The following is a 20,229-nucleotide window of genomic DNA, read 5'->3' on the forward strand; positions in this document are numbered from 1 at the left end:
CCTCACTCCTGTGTGTAAGCATTCGTTGAAGAGGCAGTATGAGCACGTTGCGCGGCTCGACCACGCGGCCCATGAAAGTAATCTTGAACCCATTCATCGTCGGTCTCCGCGACCTTGTCGATGGTATCCACCACCAACACGCGTTTCTGCGAGAGCACGGCGACCCGATCACAGGCGGCGTAAAGCGTATCCAGGTCATGGGTGACCAGAAAAACACTGAATCCTAAAGCATTGCGAAGGGTGACCAGCAACTGGTCAAAAGCCGCCGCGCCAATAGGGTCAAGCCCTGCCGTCGGTTCATCAAGAAATAGAATGTCGGGGTCCAGTGCTAAAGCCCGGGCCAGCGCCGCGCGCTTCACCATGCCGCCAGACAGCGATTCAGGGAACTGAAGCGCAGCCTGGGGCGGTAAACCGACCAGCGAGAGCTTTACTCTGGCAAGATGTTCGGCATCTTCACGGGGTAGCTTGGCATGCTCAATCAGCGTTAGCGCAATATTCTCTTGCAGGTTCAGCGAACTAAACAGGGCTCCGCGCTGAAACAGCACGCCAAAGCGCCGCTCTATTTGGCTGCGCTGTTGGTCGTCTAGCTCGTTAAGCGTATTGCCAAGCACTTCAACCGTGCCGCCATTGGGGCGTTTCAAACCAACGATACTACGCAAAAGCACTGATTTACCGGTACCTGAACCGCCCACAACGCCAAGAATTTCTCCGCGCTTAAGGGTTAAATCCAGGTTTTCATGAACTACATGGGCGCCGAAACGGTTAACTAATCCCTTTACCTGAATTACCGGTTGATCGGATTGTTCTGTCGATTTAGCTGAATCTATCACCAGCCCATCTCCATAAAGAACAGCGCGGCGACGGCATCAATCAGAATCACCATAAAAATCGACTGAACCACGCTTGAGGTGGTGTGTTCGCCCACAGATTGTGCGCTACCGCTGACCTTAAAGCCTTCAAGGCAGCCGATAACGGCGATCACAAAGGCAAATACCGGTGCTTTGCTAAGCCCTACCAAAAAGTGCATCACCGACACGTCTTTTTGCAGCGTGGCCATAAACTGGGTGAGTGAAATATCCAGTGACAGGGAGGTGACCATAGCGCCACCGGCTAAGCCGCTGAGCATACCCACAAAGGCGAGCATGGGCAGGCTAATTAACATCGCCATTACCCGAGGCAGCACCAATAGCTCGATCGGGTCTAGCCCTTGGGCTTGCAGGGCATCGATCTCTTCGTTGGATTTCATGGCGCCAATTTGGGCGGTAAAGGCGCTGGCGGTGCGCCCTGCTAATAGAATCGCGGCCAGCAGAACACCGAACTCGCGTAAGAACGAGAACGCCACAAGATCAATGGTATAAATCGTCGCGCCAAAGTCCTGCAAAACAGTGGCCCCAAGGAAGGCGACGACAGCACCCACCATAAAGGTGAGTAGGGCGACGATAGGCACCGCATTAAGGCCGCTCTGCTGAATGTGGGCGACGGTGGCCGTTAAGCGCCAGCGGCGCGGCCGTAATGCCAGATGGAAAAGGGTGGCAATGACCAGGCCAATAAACGCAAGCAGCTGGCGCTGTTGAGACCACAGCCCCACCATTTGCTGACCAATGCTGGCAAGTGCTTGATTAATCCGTGAGTGGGAAGGTTTATCAACGTTGAGCGGCGCGTTCATGGCCTCGGCAATGCGGATCAGCAACGCCTGCTGCTCCTTCGGCAGTTCGCTTGCCCATTCGGTGACTGATATGGCTTTTTCAACACCAATCAGCTCAATAATCAGTACCGCACCCGCTGTATCTAGCCGAGTAATCGCGTCTAAGGAAACAGTTTCATGTGTTGCCTGGCCAACATCACTCTGGGTAAGCGCTGATTTAATATCGCGGTAATGGGCAAGCGTCCACTCACCTTGTAGCGCTAACGTTTGATCATGACGCGCAATCCACTCGCTTGGCATCCTAGCTCCTTGGCGCTCTGGGTATCGATGCGCTTGTTTAGCAGGCTATGATGCATTCAAACGAGTGTTAGTTAAAGTCTTCCTAGGTCTAAGTTATCGAGCAGAAGGGTTCCTTGGCGCCAATTCTTGCTTTATCTGGTTAGCGACTTCTTTGAGCCTTGGGCCTAGATTGTTGACCAAGCGGTCATGGTCCAAGCGCAGGCTGGAGCCACCGCAGTTGATTGCCATGACCTCTGCGCCATCTTCGAGGATCAGCGGCATGGCTACCGCGCTAATATCGCGCTGCCAATCCTGTTCTGAAAGACAAAAGCCATACTGCGCATAGTCTTTAAGGCTCTGTTGAATGCCCGCTTCATGCTGCGGCCAGKCGTCACCGTATTCGCTTGCCAACTCTTGAAGCACCTGCTGACGGCGTTCGTCGGATAAGCCGCAGAGCCAAGCGCGACCAATGGCGGAGGTGACGATCGGCAGTCGTGAACCGGTATCCAGGCGAATGATGAGGGGGCCATGGCCGTGGCAGGTTTCCAGATAGACCATATCGCTGCGATCAGCGCCGCCCAGGCTAACGTTGCAGTCCGTGGCATCGGCGAATTTCTGTAGATGTGGGCGGGCAATTTCACGAATGCCCATATTGGCGAGAAAGCGATACCCCAGCGCCAAAACGCCGGGGCCGAGGCGATACTTCTCTAAATGCGTGTTGTGCTGCAAATAGCCAAGCTGGGTCAGGGTGTAGGTTAACCGTGACACCGTCGGGCGGGGAATATTGGTACGGTTGGAGAGTTCGGCGTTGCCTAAATACTCTTCACCCGTGCCAAAGGCGCGCAGTAGCTCTAAACCGCGCGCTAGCGCGGTCACAAAATTACGATCTTTTCCTGGCAGCTGCGGGTCGTCAGCATCAGTGTCGGTGGGGTGCATTGAGKATCCCAACAATAGGTGGCTTATGGCGCCCAGTATTGCATATCTACTTAGACGCAGCTGTTATGCCCATCAACGAAAAGGCGTTGGTTATAAAACTATCTCACCCATCCAGACGCTCAATAATCGTGGCGATGCCCTGGCCGACACCGATGCACATGGTGACCAGCGCGTAGCGTCCGCCAGTGGCTTCTAACTGACGTAAGGCCGTCAATGCCAAGCGCGCGCCAGAGGCACCCAGCGGGTGCCCGATAGCAATTGCGCCGCCGTTGGCATTTAAGCGCGTGTCGTCACAGGAAAGCCCCAACTGCTGAACGCAGCCGAGTACCTGAACGGCAAAGGCTTCGTTAATTTCAATCACGTCGATTTGCTCAAGGGTCAGCCCTGCGCGGGCAAGGGCTTTTTGCGAAGCGGGAACGGGGCCCAAGCCCATCACTCGCGGCGCAACACCGGCAACGGCGCTGGCAACAATGCGCGCGCGTGGGGTTAAGCCTACACGCTCACCGGCAGCCTGGGTGCCCACAATCAGGGCGGCGGCGCCATCGTTAAGGCCTGAGGCGTTGCCTGCGGTCACCACGCCGCCCTCAAACAGTGCGGCTAACTTGGCCAATTTATCTTCCGTGCTTTGCGGACGTGGATGCTCGTCTTTATCTACCAGCAGGGGGGGCTGTTTGCGCCCTTGAGGAACCTCAACACCCAACATTTCGCCGTCGTAGAAGCCGGCTGCCAGTGACTGGGCGTAGCGCGCCTGGGAGCGGGCGGCAAACGCATCGCTGGCATCGCGGCCAATGTTGAGATCATGGGCAATGTTATCGGCGGTTTCCGGCATGCTGTGGCTGCCGTACTCTTTGGCAATCCAGGGGTTGGGGAAGCGTGAACCTATCACCGTGTCGAACATCGGCTGGTTGCGGGCAAAAGGGGAGTCTGCTTTACCCAATACATAAGGTGCGCGGGACATGGACTCAACGCCMCCGGTCAAAAACAGCTCGCCTTCACCCAGTCGAGCTGCCCGGGCAGCATCCATCATCGCCGCCAAGCCACTACCACAAAGCCGGTTGACGGTTTGGCCCGCCACTTCAATAGGCAGGCCTGCCAACAGTGCACCGTGGCGGGCCACGTTACGGGAGTCTTCACCTGCCTGGTTGGTGCAGCCTGCCAACACCTCTTCATAGCTTTCCGGCGCAAAGGGGTTGCGGGCTACCAGCGCTTTCAGCGTCAGCCCCAGCAGTTCATCGGGGCGAATAGCCGCCAAGCTGCCACCGTGGCGGCCAAAAGGGGTGCGTAAACCGTCGTAAATATAGGCGTCTTGCATGATGGTTTTCCTGTTGTTGTTAAGTTGTTGTTAAGCAGTCGTTAGCGACATTTGCAGAGCGGCACGACGGCGCAGCCATGGGCTAGGGCGATAGCGTGGGTCACCGGTGGCCTCGAGCAGGTTATTGAGTATCGTCATAATGCGCGTGGCGCCGTAATGGTCACCCATACGTAGCGGGCCCAAGGGGTAGCCCAAACCCAGCTCAACTGCGCGGTCGATAGTGGCGGGTTCCGCGACGCTTTGCTGGGCAATCTCGGCACCAACGTTAACGATGCAGGCAACAACGCGTTGAAGTACAAAGCCGTTACTGTCTTGAAGCGTGCTCACCGGGGTGCCGTCGTGGTTGAGTAGGCTTTGCGCTGCTTGAATGAAGGTGTGCTGAGTTATCGGTGTGGTCATCATGCTGCGGCGTTTATCTAGCCCCGCGAGCATATCCACCGCCACGCACTGTTTGGCGTCCAGCCCTTGGCGCAGCGCACAGCTAGTAGCGTCTTCACCAAAAGGCGTCAGCAGGCAGAGCGCTTGCTCAGTGGGCTGTGGGCCGGTCTCTAATGGCCAGCCCGCCGTGTTGACCAATTCAGCGAGCGCTGCGGCGGATTCGGGGTCGTCTTGACTGATCCACACCGGGCAAGGAGACACCGCCGCGATAGCGGGCTCATCCGCCATTTGTTGCTTGCCTTCCACATAGCGGTAAAAGCCTTCGCCGGTTTTACGCCCCAGCAAGCCTGCAGCCAGGCGCTGCCGCGTTAGCGGTGAAGGTCGGAAGCGCGCTTCCTCATAATACTGGTGATACACCGATTCCATCACCGCGTGGGAGACATCCAGCCCGGTAAGATCCAGCAACGTAAACGGCCCCATTCGGAAACCACCCTGATCAACCATAATGCGATCAATGGTGGCTGGGTCGGTAACGCTTTCGCCTAGAATACGCAGCGCTTCGGTGCCGAAGGCGCGCCCGGCGTGGTTGACTAGAAAGCCAGGCGTATCGGTAGCCTGGGCAGTAAAGTGGCCCATGGCTTTGCCCAGAGCATTCAACCGCTGGGTGACCTCATCGGCGGTGCGTAAACCAGGAATGACCTCGGCAATCTTCATCAGTGGGACGGGATTAAAGAAGTGGAAACCAATCACTCGCTCAGGGTGTTGGCAGGTAGCGGCAATGGCGGTGACGGATAGTGAAGAGGTATTGGTCGCTAGCACGGCCTGCTGGCTGACAATCGTTTCTAAATCACTGAACAGACCCTGCTTGGCCTCAAGCTTCTCGACAATGGCTTCTACGACGATATCGCAGGGGGCCAGCGCGGCGAGTTCGCTTGCCTCTGTCAACTGCTCACTATAATGCTGCGCCTGCTCTTTAGTGATGCGCTGCTTATCAGCACTTCTCTCCCATAGGCCGTTAATAAACGTTTTGGCTTCTTTTACAGCACCCTCCTTAACATCGAACAGTATGACCTTTAGGCCTGCTTGGGCCGCCAGTTGAGCGATTCCACGGCCCATGGCGCCAGTGCCGACAATGCCAAGCGTGGTGAAGGGGGAAGGTGTTGATTCGCTAGCCATACGCCAAATCCTCGCTGCAAGTGAGTGCTTTATAGATTTTGATTCTGCATTGCAGAACTGTGTTTCAATTATTGACTGCCATCCTAGGCTATGCAAAAGTGCCTGACAAGAATAGTGAACAATAGTTTTGCTATGCAAAATATGCGCATTGTCCATGCTCAGCGCTACTTCTAATGATAACGCTAACTATAAAACCCGTTGCCACCAGGAGCCGTCATGATTCGCGATCCCGAACTGATTAACCAGCTTGTCGATACCATCGCCCGTTTTGTCCGTGAACGCCTAATTCCCAATGAGGCGAGACTGGCAGAGGAGGACGCGGTACCGCCGGAAATCCTTGCTGAAATGAAAGAGATGGGGCTGTTTGGGCTTTCGATTCCAGAAGGGTACGGCGGCCTGGGGCTGACCATGGAAGAAGAAGCGTTGGTGGCGATGGAGATAGGTAAAACGTCGCCCGCCTTCCGCTCGGTGTTTGGTACTAACAACGGCATTGGTGCTCAGGGCATTTTGATTGATGGCACCGACGAGCAGAAAGCCAAGTATGTGCCGCGTTTGGCAACGGGGGAGATTCTTAGCTCGTTCTGTTTGACCGAGCCGGATTCAGGCTCCGACGCGGCCAGCCTGCGGACGACCGCGGTGCGCGACGGCGACCACTACATCTTGAACGGCACCAAGCGCTATATCACCAATGGTCCCGAAGCTGACCTGTTCACTGTGATGGCACGCACCAACCCGGAGAATAAAGGCGCGGGCGGTATTTCTGCGTTTATTGTTGAAGGCGACACACCTGGCTTAGTGCGCGGCGCGGCGGATAGCAAGATGGGACAAAAGGGGGCTCACACCTGCGATATTATTTTTGATAACTGCCGGGTCCCCGCCGAAAACATTATTGGCGGTAAAGAGGGGCAAGGTTTTAAAACGGCCATGAAAGTACTGGACCGCGGACGGCTGCACATTTCTGCAGTCTGTGTCGGTGTGGCTGAACGCTTAGTGGAAGAGTCTTTACGCTACACCATGGAGCGTAAGCAGTTTGGTGCTGCCCTTGCCGAGCACCAGTTGATTCAAGCCATGCTGGCAGATAGCAAAACCGAAGCCTACGCAGGCAAAACCATGGTAATTGACGCTGCACGGCGCAAAGATGACGGCGAAAATGTTTCGACACTGGCCTCCTGCTGCAAACTGTTCTGCGCCGAAATGGTAGGCCGTGTGGCCGACCGCGCCGTTCAGGTGCACGGCGGCGCTGGCTATATGTCCGAGTACGCCGTTGAGCGCTTCTACCGTGATGTACGGCTATTCCGTATTTACGAAGGTACTACGCAAATTCAGCAGATCGTGATTGCTCGGAATATGGTGCGGGAGGCGTCCTAATGGCTTTGTCGGTACCTTACCAAGCGCCGGATGAAAGTATTTTTGGACGTCTCGCTAGCGAACTAGTGGCTGAGCTTCCCGAGCGGCTCAGCACCCGCGTGCTTGAAAATGCCAAACGTATGGGTGGTCAGCCCGCCATTGTGGATGGCAGTGTGCGTTGGAGTTATGCAGAGCTGGGTGAAGAAATACACGCCGCCTGCGACTGGTTAAGCGCGTTGGATATTCGCCAAGGCGACCGGATTATGACGGTGAGCGAAAACTGCCGCGCCCTGGTCGTGCTATTGCTGGCCGCCAGCGAGATGGATGTGTGGGTGGCGATTGTGAATTCGCGCCTCTCAGCTCAGGAAGTTGACCTGATCCAGGGCAACTGCTTGCCCCGGCGCGTGTTCTATACCTGCGATGCGTCGCCAGAGGCGTGCCAGCACGCCGAGCGCCACGCCGCCGACCGCTATCAGCACCCTCAGTTGGGTGGGCTGGCGATTTCTTCTCTCTACGAGAGCGAACCCGAGCCGGTTTGCGCTAGCGGTGCCGATCAGGTGGCCGCAATGATCTACACCTCGGGCACGACCGGCACCCCTAAAGGCGTCATGCTGACTCATCGTGGCATTCTCTATATCGCCTCAATCTCAGGCGGTATGCGTCACTTAAGCGAAGGCCAACGGGTGTATGGCGTGCTGCCAATGTCTCACGTGTTCGGTCTCTCATCGGTCTGTATGGGGTCGCTGTATAACGGCGCCTGCCTCTATACCGTGCCGCGTTTTGATGCAGCGCATATGCTGGACACACTAAAGCAGGAGCGAATCACCGTGCTCCAGGGCGTGCCTGCTATGTATGCCCGGGCGTTAGAGTTTTTAAAACGCGAGCAACGCACTCTTGAAGCGCCTGAGCTGATTTACATGTCTGCGGGTGGTTCGCCGCTGGATAGCGACACCAAAGTGCGGGTGGAGGCAGCCTTTGGCCTAACGCTACATAATGGCTACGGATTAACCGAGGCCAGCCCCACCATCAGTCAAACCCGTATTGATGATCGCCATACCAACAGCACTGTTGGTCGTGTATTGCCCCTGTTGGAGTATCGTCTGGAGCCGCTAAGCGATAGCGGCACTGCCGAGCAGCCCGGTGATGAAGTGGGTGAACTGTGGGTGCGCGGCCCCAATATTATGAAAGGCTACTTTCGCCAACCGGAAGCCACCCGCGCTACTCTGACCGAAGAGGGTTGGCTCAACACCGGCGACATTGCCAAGCTCGATCATGATGACCAGCTGTATATCGTGGGGCGTAGCAAAGAGCTGATTATCCGCTCGGGCTTCAATATCTACCCACCGGACGTGGAAGCGGTGATCAACGAGCACCCGGCAGTAACACTGACTGCCGTGGTAGGGCGCCAGATCGCCGGTAACGAAGAAGTCGTGGCCTTTGTGCAGTGCGAGCCGGGCGTTGACGTTGATATGGCGGAGCTCAAGGCGTTTATCGCCGAGCGGTTGGCGCCTTACAAACGGCCTACTCAAATTGTATTGATGGATACGCTACCTTCCACCGCCAGCGGCAAAATTCTTAAAGGGCGGTTGCGGGATTTAGCACAGCAGGAGAGCGGGTTATGAGCCCTTCGCAAATACATACGCCAGATACGTCTCAACAAGCGCTGATGGGCTATCACGAACTGCTGGGCATGCAGGTGGTTGAGTGGCAGCCAGACCGCGCCGTGGTAGAACTCACTATCGAGCCCAAACATCTAAACCGTAGTGGTAATGTACACGGTGGCGTATTGGCCTCGATGCTGGATAGTGCGCTGAGCTTGGCAGGTCTGCACTGTGACGTACCCGGTAATATTCGCCGGGGAATGACGCTATCACTGACTACCACCTTTGTTGGACCCGCTCGGCAGGGCGTGCTAAGGGCAACAGGCAGTGTGCGCGGTGGCGGTCAGAAAACTTATATGAGCAGCGGCGAGATCGTCGATGAACAGGGCACTTTAGTGGCCATGGGTGAAGGTTCATTTCGGCGTCGCAGGGGTAGCGAATCGCCTGAGGGCTTTGCGGATAACAACCCCGGGGAGCCTGCTGAGTGAGCCCAGCCCGTCTGCGGGTCTCGCTACTGCTGCTAGTCACTCTGGCAACGCTATACCATCTGGTGGTCGGCAACCTATTCTGGCAGGCCGTTGGCATTGGCGCATTGCTGCTCTATTTAGCAACGCTGGCGGGGCAGCTTACCCGTATGGCCAAAGGGTTGCTGCTGGTGGCGGGCGTGTTGACGCTAGTCGCGTTGTGGCGATCGCCAAACCCCGCTCAACTGCTGTTTGAGGCCAGCGGGCGTTTTGCTTTTTTTGCCACCTTTGTGGTGGCGCTGAGTATGCTGCGCTTACCTGCCTATCGTTCCCGTTTGGTGCGCCGATGCGGTCAGAGTATGTTGCATCACCCCCCCAGCCGCCGTTACCCCATTTTGTCGTTAGGTTCGGCACTGTTTGGAATTATCCTTAATATTGGCGTGCTTAATCTGTTCGCCGCCATGATCGAAAAAAGCAACACGCTAGGTGCCGCCCAAGGGCGCGCCTGGGTTCGCGAAGCTCGACAGCGGCGCATGATGCTGGCGCTGCTGCGTGGGTTCTCCCTGGCGCCACTTATTTCGCCCATGGGTATCGGCGTCGCCGTCGTACTGTCGAGCCTTCCTCAAGTCACCTGGCTTGAGCTTGCGCCGTATATTTTGGGCGCCGCAATACTGATTTTTCTAGCGGGTTGGGCAGTGGATTACTTAACCGGTCCGCATCCGCCTGCCAATAAAGCACAGGCAACTTCACCTTCTTTACGCCCGCTGGCGCAGTTTAGCGTGTTGCTTGTCGGTATTGTCGCGCTGGTATTCTCTATTGCCTGGCTGCTTGATTTACGGCTGCCTATTGCCGCGCTGTTGGGCGCACCTACCGGTGCATGTCTATGGCTTGCCTGGCAGCGACGCAGGCTCGGCTATGGCGGGCTACCTGCGGCAATGACGGTGGTGCATCGTCAGCTACCTTGGTTGCTGTCGCCCAGTACCAATGAAATCGTGGTGTTGGGAGCAGCGGGCTATTTAGGCCACTTATGCGTTGGACTAGTGGATACACAACAGTTGGCACCGCTATTAACCGTGTTAAATCAGTGGGGCGCCTTTAATGCCGTGCTGGCTATGCTAATGGTGGTGGGGCTTGCCCAAATAGGCGTTAATCCGATTGTAACGGTGACGCTATTGGTGGGCTTACTGCCTCAATTAGCTATTGAGGGCCTGACGCCGCCGCTAATTGGCGCGTCACTCATGGTAGGTTGGGCGCTGGCGCTAATGTCGTCGCCGATGACGGCATCCATGCTGATTTTATCGCGGTTTACCGGGGTGCCCGCCACGCGCATTGGCTACCGTTGGAACGGCCGATTTCTGGTAACCTCGATTCCACTGTTAGCGGGGTGGTTTGTCTGGTCACCTTTTTAAGGGGCGCCACAATAAAGAAGCGCTTGACCTTTGTCCGGCGTTTTTTTATTGTTCTTGTTATAAAGTGAAATAATATTCTGCTATGCGAAACTATATGTTTATTAATCGCATGAAGTATTTATTAATCGCCTGGAGCACGCCTTATGAAARTWCTCGTCGCGGTTAAACGCGTYATCGACTACAACGTCAAAATYCGCGTTAAAGCGGATCACTCGGACGTCGACCTTACCAAYGTCAAAATGGCCATGAACCCGTTCTGCGAAATTGCTGTGGAAGAAGCAGTACGCCTGAAAGAGAAGGGTGTGGCCACCGAAGTGGTTGCCGTCACCGTTGGCCCCAAAGCCGCCCAAGAGCAGCTGCGTACGGCACTGGCGCTGGGTGCGGATCGTGCTATTCATATCGAAACCGATGAGCGCGCCGAATCCCTGGCCGTGGCCAAGCTACTGGCTAAAGTGGTCGAGGAAGAGCAGCCGGGCTTAGTGGTTCTCGGCAAACAGGCCATCGACACCGACAACAACCAGACCGGCCAAATGCTTGCCGCGTTGACCGGCCTGCCCCAGGGGACGTTTGCGTCAGAAGTGGCGGTGGACGGTGACAAGGTGCATGTGACCCGTGAAATCGACGGCGGTCTGCAAACCATTGCCCTGACGCTGCCGGCGATTGTGACCACCGATCTGCGCCTCAACGAGCCGCGCTACGCTAAGCTCCCCGATATCATGAAGGCCAAGAAAAAGCCCCTGGAAGTCAAAACCCCCGCCGATTACGGTGTCGAGGTTGCCTCCAAGGTGAGCCTGCTAAAAGTCGAATCGCCAGCGGAGCGCAAGGGTGGCGTTAAAGTCGCCTCGGTAGACGAACTGATCGATAAACTCAAAAACGAAGCCAAAGTACTTTGAACAAGGTGCTTTTACTTTGAACAAGGTGCTTTAAAGAGGAGCTGATTCCATGAGCATTCTGGTACTTGCTGATCTACACGAAGGCCAACTGGCCGGTGCGACGGCTCACGTGATTGCGGCCGCCCAAGCCATCGGCGGCGATATCGACGTTCTCGTTGCCGGTGAAGGGGTGCAAGCCGCGGCCGAGTCTGCCGCCAAGCTCGACGCCGTGAGCAAAGTGCGCGTCGCCGATAACGCCGTTTACGCCCACCAGCTGGCCGAGCCCATGGGTACGCTACTGGTCGAACTGGCAGGTGATTACACCCACGTACTTGCCAGCGCCTCCACCACTGGCAAAAACGTGCTGCCGCGCCTGGCGGCGCTAAAGGACGTCAGCCAACTGTCGGATGTACTTGGTGTAGAAAGTGCCGACACCTTCCTGCGCCCGATCTATGCCGGTAACGCCATCGCCACGGTTAAAAGCGATGACGCGCTGAAGGTCATCACCATCCGCACCACCGGCTTTGACGCGGTAGGCGCTAGCGGCAGTGCACCGATTGAAGCGGTCGACACCGTGGTGGAAAACACCCAGTCCAGCTTTGTCAAAGAGGAGCTGGCGAAGTCTGATCGGCCTGAGCTGGGCGGTGCCAAGGTGGTGATCTCCGGTGGTCGCGGCATGGGCAACGGCGAAAACTTCAAGCTGCTTGACGGCATTGCCGACAAACTAGGCGCGGCCATTGGCGCTTCCCGTGCCGCGGTAGACGCAGGCTTTGTACCCAACGATATGCAGGTCGGCCAGACCGGTAAGATCGTTGCCCCGGATCTCTACATTGCCGTGGGTATCTCCGGTGCCATCCAGCACCTGGCGGGCATGAAGGATTCCAAGGTGATCGTCGCGATCAACAAGGACGACGAAGCACCTATTTTCCAGGTGGCGGATTACGGCCTAGTGGGGGATCTGTTTGAGATCCTGCCGGAGCTTGAGAGCAAGCTGTAAATGCTTCTGGCATCCACGTATTGGTCGGAACAACCCGTAGCGGGGGTCTTTCGCCAGGGGTGGCGAAAGTAGCGCCCATGGATGGGTTCACAGCGCCCCCGCGTAGGGTTGTTCCGACCATGCCATTGCAGTGTGACATCTTCTTGAAAGGCCCAGTGGGGCCTTTTGCAGTATTGCCTCACAATAACAACCAGCGAGTTTCCCATGCTAACGCGCCTAACCGCTTCATTAACCCTGCCGGTGATCGGTTCACCCATGTTTATCGTCTCCGGGCCAGAACTGGTGATTGCCCAGTGCCAAGCGGGCATTCTGGGTGCTTTCCCCGCGCTCAACGCCCGACCTGCTGACGTATTACGTGAGTGGCTACAGCAGATCACTCAAAACCTGGCAGACTACGACGAACAGAACCCCGAACAACCCTCAGCGCCCTTTGCGGTGAACCAAATCGTGCACCCCACCAATGATCGCCTAGAGCACGATGTCGCGCTATGTGCCGAGTTCAAGGTGCCGCTGGTCATCACTAGTCTGCACGCACCTAACCAAGTGGTGGAAAAGGTGCACGCCTATGGCGGGCTGGTGTTTCATGATGTGACCACGTTGCGGCACGCCAAGAAAGCGATTGAGGCGGGGGTCGACGGGCTGATACTGGTCTGCCACGGTGCGGGCGGCCATGCCGGACGCTTAAACCCTTTTGCGTTTGTGGCCGAGGTGCGGCGCTTCTACGACGGGCCGCTGGTGCTGGCGGGGGCGATTACCCAAGGCGAACAGATCGTTGCCGCTCAAGCGCTAGGCGTTGACTTGGTGTATATGGGCACGCGCTTTATTGCCACCCAAGAGGCAAACGCTCAAGCCGCCTATAAGCAGATGGTGTTAGACGCCGCCGCGGGGGACATTGTCTATACCAACCTGTTTACTGGGGTGCACGGTAACTATCTACGTCAGAGTATTGAACAGGCAGGATTGGACCCGGATGCGCTGCCTGAAGGCGATAAAAGTGCTATGCGCTACGGCTCGGGGGGTAGCAGCAAAGCCAAAGCGTGGCGGGATATCTGGGGGGCGGGGCAGGGCGTAGGCAGTATTTCCACACTTAATAGCGTGGCAGAAGAGATAGACACGCTGCGCCAGGACTACCAGCAAGCGCTGAATCATTTACGCCGGCTTTGACGAAACGCCGCCAGGCGTATCTGGAAATCTTCAGAGGCTTTGCACTGATCCTGTAACTCGCCCTCCAACGCCATCGTGTCATTCAGCGAGCGTTGTGCGGCTTCACGCAGGGCGCATTTGGTAGCGCTTAATGCCTGGGACGACTGCGCGACCAGCGCTTGGGCCAACGAACGCGCCTCCGCTAGCACCTGGTTATCTTCGACGACGCGGTTAGCCAAGCCGAGTGCGACGCAGCGCTCACCCGCAATGGGGGTTGCCAAGGCGGCCATTTCAAACGCCTGAGCATGGCCAAGCTTGCGTACCAGATGCCAGCAGGCGCCCCCGTCGGGAATCAAACCAATATTGATAAAGGCAAGCTTGAGATAAGCAGAGCTGCCCATCACCACCATATCGCTGGCGAGCACATAAGAAACGCCTATACCTGCAGCAGCTCCGTTAACGGCCGCTATCACCGGCTTATCCATCGTCATTAAACTGCGCAGGGCGGGTAGAAAGAGCGTTTCCAGCCGCTCGCTGGCGGGCTCAGCCGTGGCTTTCTCAAACTCCGCCAGATCAGCGCCAGCGCAAAACGCGCTGCCTTCCCCACGCAGAATCACGCAGCGAACCTGTTCATCAATTGCCACTGCCGCTAGCGCCTCATTGAGTGCCAAGGCGGTGGCTTCATTGAGGGCATTACGTACCTCTGGGCGCGCAATCGCTACTTCGACGATGCCATCATCAATAGCGCTGACAGTGACTAACTCGCTGAGAGGGTCTGGCATATAGCGCTCCACTTTAACTTTTCAAGGCAACATTGTTAGGCAATATCGTTAGGCAACCTTTAATAGTTCGCTGACCGTTTCAAGGTGGTAGTCGCTGTCGCCTAAATGGTGATCGAACATTACCAGATGCTTGGCGTAACTGGCGACATAACACTCTTCGGACATCCCCATACCGCCGTGGAGTTGGATCGCCTGTTCGGCAATAAAACGCGCCGATTCGCCGCAGTACGCCTTGGCCGCGGCAATTTTATAATCCCGCTCACTGGCTGGCAGGGTTAGGCTAGTGGCAGCTAAAATCGCCATTGAGCGCGACTGTTCCAGGTGCAGATGCATATCCACCATGCGGTGCTGAAGCGCCTGGAAGGTAGATAGCGGCATGCCAAACTGCTTGCGCTCTTTCAGGTAGGCCAGGGTCTGATCGCAGGCCTCTTCCATTGCACCGATAGCTTGGGCACACAGTGCGGCACGACCAAGGGCGAGAACCTCGGCCAGCGCATCGCCGACATCGTCACTCAGGCAGTTGGCTGGCGGCAGCGTGACGCTGTCCAGGGTCAAATCACCGGCGGGCTGGTCGTCGATAGTGCGGTAAAAGKGCGACGATGTGCCCGGTGCATTCGCAGGGACGATAAATAGTCCTAGCTTGCCGTTATCCAATCGAGCGGAAACCAGACTAGCCGCTGCTGCTTCAAGGTTCAGGACGACATCTTTTCTGCCGCTTAACTGCCATTGCCCATCTTGCTGGGTCGCTTGGGTAGCGATCGCCAAGGCGTCGTAACGGGCGTTGTGCTCTTGCCATGCAAGGGCTAGCTGGTGTTCGCCTTCAAGCAGCGGGGTTAGCCACTGGGTTTGCTGATCGCTATTGGCAGTTAACGCCAGCAGTTGACCTGGCAGCACCAGACCGGCCAGATAGGCTTCTGGCACCAAGCCGCGTCCCAGCGCCTGCATGATAATCATCAGGTCGGTGCCGTCGCCGCCTAATCCGCCGACGTCTTCGCCAAAGGGCATATGCAGCAGGCCCAGCTCGGCAAAAGTGCGCCATAGCGCAGAAGCACCATTGGGAGTAGCGGCAAGCATAGTACGGCGCTGTTCGGGCGAAACCTGGTCGGCCACCAAACGGGTGAGCGTCTCTTCGAGCATGCGCTGCTCGTCGGTTAAAGCAAAATCCATGGTGACCTCACATGTTTAAAATGGTTTTGGCGACGATACTTTTCTGTATCTCGTTGGCACCGCCATAAATCGACAGCTTGCGACGGTTGAAGTACTGGGCGCTGGCGGCTGCGCTTTGGGCGCGCTCGTCATCCAGGCTGCCTTCGCCATGCAGGAAGTCGGGGAAGAATGGCAGTGCGGCGGGGCCAAGGGCACGGCGGGTGAGTTCGCTTAGCTCCTGGCGAAGCTCTGAGCCACGTACTTTGAGTAGTGAGCTTTCTGCACCGGGTACGCCGCCATCCCGGGCCGCGGCAATCACGCGTAGGTTGGTGACTTCCAGCGCCATCAATTCAAGCTCGGCTTTGACGACACGGTGGCGAAAGCTGGGCAGCTCCAGCAGCGGCTTGCCGCGATGCTCGATTCGGCTGGCCAGTGACTTTAAGTGACGCAGCGCCTGCTTGGCGTGGCCAAGCCCTGCAATGCCGGTGCGTTCGTGGGTGAGCAGGAATTTGGCGCAGGTCCAGCCCTGGCCCTCTTCACCGACACGGTTTTCAACCGGCACTCGAACGTTATCTAAAAAGACTTCATTAACCTCATGGGCGCCATCCAGGGTAATAATGGGCCGCACGGTAATGCCAGGGGTTTGCATATCAATCAGCAGAAAACTAATGCCTGCCTGCTTTTTCGCCTCTGGGTCGGTACGTACTAAGCAAAACAGCATGTTGGCGTGCTGGCCTAGGGTCGTCCACGTCTTCTGGCCATTCACGATATAGTGGTCGCCATCGCGCACCGCGCGTGTATTCAGTCCCGCCAAATCAGACCCTGCGCCGGGCTCAGAGTAGCCTTGGCACCACCAATCCTGGTTGCTCAAAATACGCGGCAGGTAATGCTCCTTTTGCTCAGCGCTACCGAATTTCATAATCACCGGCGCCACCATATTAACGCCAAAGGGCACGACTGTCGGCGCGTGGGCCGCGGCGCACTCTTCATCAAATATATGCCGCTGCACGGGCCCCCAGCCTGGGCCGCCATGCTGTTTAGGCCAGTTAGAGGCTAGCCAGCCCTGTTCGCTGAGGAGGTTCTGCCAGCGCAGGTGATCATCGGCACGCAGGTGGCGCCCTAGGCGCACGCGTTCACTAATATCGCTGGGCAGCGCATCGGCTAGAAAATGGCGAACCTCTGCGCGAAAGGCCTGCTCTTCGGGGCTAAAGGTGAGGTTCATCGGGGGGTGTCCTTTAGGGTTGATTGACGGTGAGGCCCACCTAAGTGACGCGGGTATCCCAGTACTTCCACCGCCAACAAATCGATATCGCTCTCGCGGTAGCAGAAGCCGTTCTTTGCGATGCCGACGCTCGCCTGTTCAAGGGCAGTTTGTCTGTCGCTCGCTGTAGCCTGCTGGCTAGCAAGTTGCAGCGTATTCAGAAGGCTTTGCTGTCGGCTGACCACAACGTTTAACCGCAATGCTTTAAGAGTGAGTGCCGCTCGCTGTTGGGTAAGTGGCTCTGCGCTTAAGTTGACCAGCTCTACCATGCTGCCGTTTTCAGCAACGATAAGGCTTAGCGCGCTATCGCTGCCGCGGCTGATGCCAATGTTTTCTAGTGCGATGGTAGGGAGCGCTGTGCCTGATTCCCTCGCTGCATTTGGCGCCAATAGGCAGAGTTCAGTAGCGTTGTCTGGTGCACTGGTTAGGGTAATGCCCGCCTTTTGTGCGGCTTTTTGCAGGCGCTCAAACAGTGGATCTTCGCCGATTAGCGCAACGTGTTTAAACGCGTCGGCTTTCTCAACCTCAGGCACCATATGGGGGCTACGCGCAGCGAAAAAGAGATGAATCAGTCCGGCGCGTTGAGGGGAGTCCATACAGGCCAAAAACAGCTCCCGCTCACGGCGCAGGCCGTCTTGGAGTGATTCAGCCGTCACAGAGGCCTCCACAGCTTCCACAATGCGAAACGGTGAGAAGAGCTCGGCAGCGTCTTGATGCAGCCGTTCCAACATAGCGGAGATTGCCTGGGGATTAGCCGTTGGCGCTGGCAGTTGGCCCGTAACACGTGCCATTGGGTTGTCTGCAAGCACTGCTTGGGCCGCAGCTAAACCCGCTTCAAGCGGTGTTTCAGCACTGCTAATGGCGTCGATAATGCCTGCCTCAAGTGCTTCTTCTGCTTCCACAAAACGCCCGCTGGTGATCATCTCTAAGGCGCGCTCAACGCCTACTAAACGCGGTAAACGCTGGGTGCCACCAGCGCCGGGCAGTAGACCCAGCTTAACCTCCGGAAGACCCACCCGGGTTCCCGCCAGTGCCACTCGATAGTGGCAGCCCAAAGCCACTTCCAATCCACCGCCCAGGGCTGTGCCGTGCAGGGCGGCAATCAGCGGTTTTGGGCAGGCTTCCAGTTGGTTAATCACATCGGGCAGCAGAGGGGCTTGAGGCGGCTTACCAAACTCACGAATATCTGCCCCGGCAATAAAGGTGCGGCCATCGGCGAGCACGACCAGCGCTTTAGCATCTGCGTCAGCAACACCCTCTTTAAGCGCATCGACTAAGCCACTGCGTACCGCGTGACTTAAGGCATTGACCGGCGGGTTGGCTATTTGAATAACGCCTATATCGCCGTGACGCTGATAATGAACGGACATAGTTAGGCTCTCGTATTTCGCATGATAGTGAATTGAAAAGAGTACGCTTGGTGCCCCATCTGTTACGCAGCAGAGGCGCTTTGCGAACGCCGATGGTGGCGCTGGCTTAAGCGTGCCATCAAAACACCGGGTACCAGCGCGGCTGCGGCCAGACCGATCAATTCCCACTGGCTAAGCGGCACCATCCCACCACCCGGTAGCGCCAGGAGCAGGCCAGCGATCAGTATCAGGGCACGAATCACGATCTCTTGCAGTGCGCCATAGCCCAGTCGACCAACCCCCATCAGGTAGCCCTGCATGGCAGAGGCAAACAGGATGATGCCGATGACCGCCTGGATAAAGACAGCCACGATCATCAGCGGCGCGCCCTGCATAATCAGCGCGGGGTTGAGTACGAATAGGAAGGGAATAAAGTAGATCACGCTACCCAGACGCATCGCCTGCAGGCCCGTTTCCATGGGCCGGGCACCGGCCACGGTAGCCGCGGCAAAGGCACCCAGTGCCACTGGCGGGGTAATAAAGCTCAGCATGCCCCAATAGAGAATGAACATATGTACGGCCATGGGATCCAGTCCGCCGCCTTGAATCAGTGCAGGGGCTAGAGCAACGGCGAGGAAGATATAGGCAGCCGTCACGGTCATGCCAATACCCAGCACAAAACTGGTAACTGCGCCCATAATCAGCAGCAGCGGCACGCTGCCACCGGCAATATTGATAAAGTCGTTAGCGATGGTGCCGGAAAGGCCGGTCATCGAAAGTGCGCCCACCAGCATGCCCACGCCAGCCAAAATAGCGATTAACTCGGCAAACAGCTTGGCCGCAGACGACAGCGTATCGGCTACATCCTTCCAGCCCCAGCGGTTATGTTTGGAAAGCTGGTTGAGCACCAAAAGCAGCGCGGTGGCGTAGAAAGGTGCCACGGCTTCGCGCTGCATAATCAGCAGCATCCAAACTAATAAAGCAAAGACAAAAATAAAGTACCAACCCTCTTTGAGGGTTTGCCATAGCGAAGGCAGTTCAACGGCGGGCAAGCCTTTAATGTCGTGGCGGGCCGCGTAGGCATCAATCTGAATAAACAGACCCAAGAAATACAGAATTGAAGGAATGACGGCAGCCAGTGCTACCGCGGAATAGGGAATGTCGAGAAACATGGCCATGACGAAAGCGGTTGCGCCCATCACCGGTGGCATCAATACACCGCCGGTTGAGGCGCAGGCTTCCACACCGCCAGCAAAGGAGCGGCTCATACCGATACGACGCATGGCGGGAATCGACAAAACACCGGTGGTTAGTACGTTACTAATAACGCTGCCGCTCATCGAGCCCATCAGGCCGCTGGAGAAAATCGACACCTTAGCGGGGCCGCCGCGCACATGGCCCAGCAGCGCAAATGCCAGGTTGATAAAAAACTTACCGCCGCCGCTTTTTTGCAGCACGACACCAAAGACCAAAAAGCCGATCACCAGGCCCGCGAACGCCTGCAGCGGCACCCCCATGATGCTTTCGGTACTCATGGTGTGGTACATAGCGGTCTGTTCAAGCGTCGAAGGAAACGCCTGGATAGGGCCGGGGACGATATCCGCCACCAGCGGGTAAAGAGAGAAGACCCCCGCAATAATAGCAATCGGTAAACCGCCTGCCCGGCGGGCCGCTTCGATAATGAGCAGCCAGTAGGCATAGCTGGCATAAATAGCGATCTCAGGCGCAGAAAACGCCCAGCCGCGCTCTAAAATAGGGACTGCGTTATAAACAAAATAGCCGCCAACGATTAGCGTTATAGCGCTCAATAGGTAGTCGTACCAAGGGATAGGCTGTTCTTGTTGGCGACTCCGCATGGGCCAAAGCAAGAAAACCAGCGGKAGCAGTAGTGCCACAACGGCATAGTAGAACTGTGTTTCCAAGCCGGTTACGAACGTCAGCAAGCCAACGTTGAAAAGATAATCCAGCGTCATCGCCATCAAGATGACGGTGACCGTGGCGGGGATCCAGCGCAGCGCAGGGGGAAGCTGACGAATTTGGCTGATTTTTTCTTTAACCTGCTGATTATTGGCAGGTGAGGTATCTGTGGTCATGAGGGCATCCGTCAATCAGCAGGGGGCGGCAAGTGCCGC

17 protein-coding genes are annotated in these 20,229 nt (G+C 56.8%); 7 read left to right on the forward strand and 10 right to left on the reverse strand.

Annotation, left to right across the window (positions count from 1 at the left end; all coding sequences use genetic code 11):
- Positions 1–2: 2 nt before the first annotated feature.
- The 5 genes from HALO_RS11595 to HALO_RS11615 all read right to left on the reverse strand — a co-directional run bounded on the left by HALO_RS11595 (position 3) and on the right by HALO_RS11615 (position 5,726).
- Positions 3–827 carry an ABC transporter ATP-binding protein gene (locus HALO_RS11595; protein WP_035583380.1) on the reverse strand — a complete coding sequence of 275 codons (825 nt, stop codon included), beginning with the start codon at positions 825–827 and terminating at the stop codon, positions 3–5.
- A complete protein-coding gene (locus HALO_RS11600) occupies positions 827–1,945 on the reverse strand; it encodes an MlaE family ABC transporter permease (RefSeq protein WP_035579490.1) in 1,119 nt (372 codons plus the stop codon). The genes HALO_RS11595 and HALO_RS11600 overlap by 1 nt, the downstream gene beginning before the upstream one ends.
- A 93-nt stretch (positions 1,946–2,038) precedes the next feature.
- Positions 2,039–2,860, reverse strand: coding sequence for an IclR family transcriptional regulator (locus HALO_RS11605; RefSeq protein ID WP_050713447.1), 822 nt, complete (start codon positions 2,858–2,860; stop codon positions 2,039–2,041).
- A 103-nt stretch (positions 2,861–2,963) separates the two neighbouring features.
- Positions 2,964–4,172 (reverse strand): 3-oxoadipyl-CoA thiolase, encoded by a 1,209-nt coding sequence (locus HALO_RS11610; RefSeq protein ID WP_035579486.1) that lies wholly within the window; start codon positions 4,170–4,172, stop codon positions 2,964–2,966.
- Positions 4,173–4,202: 30 nt separating this feature from the next.
- Positions 4,203–5,726, reverse strand: coding sequence for a 3-hydroxyacyl-CoA dehydrogenase (locus HALO_RS11615; protein ID WP_035579484.1), 1,524 nt, complete (start codon positions 5,724–5,726; stop codon positions 4,203–4,205).
- Between the two features lie 216 nt (positions 5,727–5,942).
- On the opposite strand from HALO_RS11615, the gene HALO_RS11620 reads away from it, so the two are divergent.
- From HALO_RS11620 to HALO_RS11650, 7 genes are all read left to right on the forward strand, one after another.
- Positions 5,943–7,094, forward strand: coding sequence for an acyl-CoA dehydrogenase family protein (locus HALO_RS11620; protein WP_035579482.1), 1,152 nt, complete (start codon positions 5,943–5,945; stop codon positions 7,092–7,094).
- Positions 7,094–8,695: a class I adenylate-forming enzyme family protein gene (locus HALO_RS11625; protein ID WP_035579480.1), complete on the forward strand. Its 1,602-nt coding sequence runs from the start codon at positions 7,094–7,096 to the stop codon at positions 8,693–8,695. Before HALO_RS11620 ends, HALO_RS11625 begins: the two co-directional genes overlap by 1 nt.
- Positions 8,692–9,162 carry a PaaI family thioesterase gene (locus HALO_RS11630; RefSeq protein ID WP_035579478.1) on the forward strand — a complete coding sequence of 157 codons (471 nt, stop codon included), beginning with the start codon at positions 8,692–8,694 and terminating at the stop codon, positions 9,160–9,162. The genes HALO_RS11625 and HALO_RS11630 overlap by 4 nt, the downstream gene beginning before the upstream one ends.
- A complete protein-coding gene (locus HALO_RS11635; RefSeq protein ID WP_035579476.1) occupies positions 9,159–10,547 on the forward strand; it encodes a hypothetical protein in 1,389 nt (462 codons plus the stop codon). Before HALO_RS11630 ends, HALO_RS11635 begins: the two co-directional genes overlap by 4 nt.
- 143 nt (positions 10,548–10,690) lie before the next feature.
- Positions 10,691–11,440, forward strand: coding sequence for an electron transfer flavoprotein subunit beta/FixA family protein (locus HALO_RS11640; protein ID WP_050713448.1), 750 nt, complete (start codon positions 10,691–10,693; stop codon positions 11,438–11,440).
- A gap of 49 nt (positions 11,441–11,489) precedes the next feature.
- Positions 11,490–12,416: an electron transfer flavoprotein subunit alpha/FixB family protein gene (locus HALO_RS11645; RefSeq protein ID WP_035579472.1), complete on the forward strand. Its 927-nt coding sequence runs from the start codon at positions 11,490–11,492 to the stop codon at positions 12,414–12,416.
- 204 nt (positions 12,417–12,620) lie between these two features.
- Positions 12,621–13,580, forward strand: a complete 960-nt coding sequence (locus tag HALO_RS11650; protein ID WP_035579469.1) for an NAD(P)H-dependent flavin oxidoreductase — start codon at positions 12,621–12,623, stop codon at positions 13,578–13,580.
- Here HALO_RS11650 and HALO_RS11655 read toward each other — a convergent pair.
- The 5 genes from HALO_RS11655 to HALO_RS11675 all read right to left on the reverse strand — a co-directional run bounded on the left by HALO_RS11655 (position 13,562) and on the right by HALO_RS11675 (position 20,190).
- Positions 13,562–14,341, reverse strand: a complete 780-nt coding sequence (locus HALO_RS11655) for an enoyl-CoA hydratase/isomerase family protein (protein WP_035579467.1) — start codon at positions 14,339–14,341, stop codon at positions 13,562–13,564. The two genes, HALO_RS11650 and HALO_RS11655, sit on opposite strands and share 19 nt — an antisense overlap.
- Positions 14,342–14,389: 48 nt before the next feature.
- Positions 14,390–15,508 (reverse strand): acyl-CoA dehydrogenase family protein, encoded by a 1,119-nt coding sequence (locus HALO_RS11660; protein WP_050713449.1) that lies wholly within the window; start codon positions 15,506–15,508, stop codon positions 14,390–14,392.
- Positions 15,509–15,515: 7 nt separating this feature from the next.
- Entirely contained in the window at positions 15,516–16,709 is a 1,194-nt protein-coding gene (locus HALO_RS11665) for an acyl-CoA dehydrogenase family protein (RefSeq protein WP_035579462.1), read from the reverse strand.
- Positions 16,706–18,118, reverse strand: coding sequence for an enoyl-CoA hydratase/isomerase family protein (locus HALO_RS11670; RefSeq protein ID WP_035579460.1), 1,413 nt, complete (start codon positions 18,116–18,118; stop codon positions 16,706–16,708). The genes HALO_RS11665 and HALO_RS11670 overlap by 4 nt, the downstream gene beginning before the upstream one ends.
- A 62-nt stretch (positions 18,119–18,180) precedes the next feature.
- The gene (locus HALO_RS11675) at positions 18,181–20,190 is read right to left on the reverse strand and encodes a TRAP transporter permease (protein WP_035579458.1); all 2,010 of its coding nucleotides are present in this window, start codon (positions 20,188–20,190) and stop codon (positions 18,181–18,183) included.
- Between the last annotated feature and the right edge of the window lie 39 nt (positions 20,191–20,229).

The organism is Halomonas sp. R57-5 (assembly GCF_900070345.1).
GTDB lineage: Bacteria > Pseudomonadota > Gammaproteobacteria > Pseudomonadales > Halomonadaceae > Vreelandella > Vreelandella ventosae_B.

Bases quoted from the DNA above. Each gene is read 5' to 3' on its own strand.
- HALO_RS11600 (WP_035579490.1), bottom strand. From the start codon at position 1,945: ATGCCAAGCGAGTGGATTGCGCGTCATGATCAAACGTTAGCGCTACAA.
- HALO_RS11615 (WP_035579484.1), bottom strand. From the start codon at position 5,726: ATGGCTAGCGAATCAACACCTTCCCCCTTCACCACGCTTGGCATTGTC.
- HALO_RS11620 (WP_035579482.1), top strand. From the start codon at position 5,943: ATGATTCGCGATCCCGAACTGATTAACCAGCTTGTCGATACCATCGCC.
- HALO_RS11625 (WP_035579480.1), top strand. From the start codon at position 7,094: ATGGCTTTGTCGGTACCTTACCAAGCGCCGGATGAAAGTATTTTTGGA.
- HALO_RS11630 (WP_035579478.1), top strand. From the start codon at position 8,692: ATGAGCCCTTCGCAAATACATACGCCAGATACGTCTCAACAAGCGCTG.
- HALO_RS11645 (WP_035579472.1), top strand. From the start codon at position 11,490: ATGAGCATTCTGGTACTTGCTGATCTACACGAAGGCCAACTGGCCGGT.
- HALO_RS11650 (WP_035579469.1), top strand. From the start codon at position 12,621: ATGCTAACGCGCCTAACCGCTTCATTAACCCTGCCGGTGATCGGTTCA.
- HALO_RS11655 (WP_035579467.1), bottom strand. From the start codon at position 14,341: ATGCCAGACCCTCTCAGCGAGTTAGTCACTGTCAGCGCTATTGATGAT.
- HALO_RS11665 (WP_035579462.1), bottom strand. From the start codon at position 16,709: ATGAACCTCACCTTTAGCCCCGAAGAGCAGGCCTTTCGCGCAGAGGTT.
- HALO_RS11670 (WP_035579460.1), bottom strand. From the start codon at position 18,118: ATGTCCGTTCATTATCAGCGTCACGGCGATATAGGCGTTATTCAAATA.